The following is a 1,750-nucleotide window of genomic DNA, read 5'->3' on the forward strand; positions in this document are numbered from 1 at the left end:
CGATCTCGGCCTGGAGTTCTGGCACGACCTGGAACAGGTCGCCGACGAGGCCGTAATCGGCGACCTGGAAGATCGGTGCGTCCTCGTCCTTGTTGATGGCGACGATGACCTTCGAGTCCTTCATGCCGGCGAGGTGCTGGATCGCCCCGGAGATGCCCACCGCCACGTACAGGTCCGGCGCCACCACCTTGCCGGTCTGTCCGACCTGCCAGTCGTTCGGCGCGTAGCCGGCGTCGACCGCCGCCCGCGACGCCCCGACCGCGGCGCCCAGCGTGTCGGCCAGGGGCTCGATCAGCGCGTGGAACTTCTCCGACGAGCCCAGCGAGCGGCCGCCCGAGACGATGATCCGCGCCGCGGCCAGTTCCGGCCGGTCCGACTGGGCGATCTCCTCGCCCTTGAAGCGCGCGCCGCCCGCCGCCGGCACCGCCGCCGACACCGGCTCGATCGGGGCGGGCGCACCGCCCTCGGCCGCCGCCTTGAACGCCGCCGTGCGCACCGTGATCACCGTCTTGCCCGCGGGGGTCTGGACGGTCTGGATCGCGTTGCCCGCGTAGATCGGCCGCTCGAACGTGTCGGGCGCGACCACCTTGATGATGTCGGAGACCTGCGGGACGTCCAGCAGCGCGGCCACCCGCGGCAGCACGTTCTTGCCGGTGGTCGAGGCCGACGCCAGGATCGTCGCGTACGGCCCGGCGATCGACGCGATCAGCGCCGCCACCGGCTCGGCGAGGTCGTGATCGTACGCGCCGTCCTCGGCGAGCAGCACCGTCTCGACGCCGTCCAGCTTGGCCGCCGCCTCCGCCACCGGCCGGGAGCCGGCGCCCAGAACCAGGGCGTGGACCGGCGCGCCGATCGCCCGGGCGGCGGTGAGCGCCTTCAGCGTGCCGTCCTTGATCTGGCCGCTGCCGTGCTCGACGAAGAGGAGTGTCGTCATGGTCGTCGGGTGTCCTTGAGGATGATGGCGCGCGGCTCGACCGGCACGGGAGCCGCGCGAAGCGGATCAGATGACGCCGGCCTCGACCTTGAGCTTCTGGACGAGCTCGGCCGCCGAGGCGACCTTGACGCCGGCGGAGCGGCCCGGCGGCTCGGCGGTCTTCAGCACCGTGAGCCGCGGGGTCACGTCGACGCCCAGCGCGTCGGGCGCCAGCTCCTCCAGGGGCTTCTTCTTGGCCTTCATGATGTTGGGCAGGCTCGCGTAGCGCGGCTCGTTCAGGCGCAGGTCCGTGGTCACGATCGCCGGCAGCGTCAGGCTCACGGTCTGCAGGCCGCCGTCGACCTCGCGGGTGACGTCGAGGCTGCCCGCCCCGGCCTCGATCCTGTACGCGAAGGTGCCCTGCGGCCAGCCGAGCAGCGCGCCGAGCATCTGGCCGGTCTGGTTCGAGTCGTCGTCGATCGCCTGCTTGCCGAGGATGACCAGCTCCGGGCCCTCCCGCTCGACCACCGCCTTCAGGAGCTTGGCGACCGCCAGCGGCTCGCAGGCCACCTCGGTCTTCACCAGGATCGCCCGGTCGGCCCCCATCGCCAGCGCCGTGCGCAGCGTCTCCTGCGCCGCCTGCGGACCGATCGACACCGCAACGATCTCGCTGACCGTGCCCTTCTCCTTCAGACGGATCGCCTCCTCCACCGCAATCTCGTCGAACGGGTTCATCGACATCTTCACGTTCGCCAGCTCGACCCCGGAGCCGTCCGCCTTCACACGGATCTTGACGTTGTAGTCCACCACCCGCTTCACAGGCACCAGAACCTTCAT

At 71.2% G+C, this 1,750-nt stretch carries 2 protein-coding genes; both read right to left on the bottom strand.

What is annotated here, in order from left to right; genetic code table 11:
* Positions 1–934: electron transfer flavoprotein subunit alpha/FixB family protein (locus MFF58_RS31570; RefSeq protein WP_238294254.1), on the bottom strand; the 934-nt coding region annotated here is incomplete at its 3' end.
* Between the two features lie 66 nt (positions 935–1,000).
* The gene (locus MFF58_RS31575) at positions 1,001–1,750 is read right to left on the bottom strand and encodes an electron transfer flavoprotein subunit beta/FixA family protein (protein ID WP_238294256.1); all 750 of its coding nucleotides are present in this window, start codon (positions 1,748–1,750) and stop codon (positions 1,001–1,003) included.

Origin of the sequence: Methylobacterium longum (assembly GCF_022179385.1) — a bacterium.
Classification (GTDB): domain Bacteria; phylum Pseudomonadota; class Alphaproteobacteria; order Rhizobiales; family Beijerinckiaceae; genus Methylobacterium; species Methylobacterium longum.

What these genes read in the sequence shown, in the direction of transcription:
- MFF58_RS31575 (WP_238294256.1), bottom strand. Translation starts at nt 1,750, where the DNA reads ATGAAGGTTCTGGTGCCTGTGAAGCGGGTGGTGGACTACAACGTCAAG.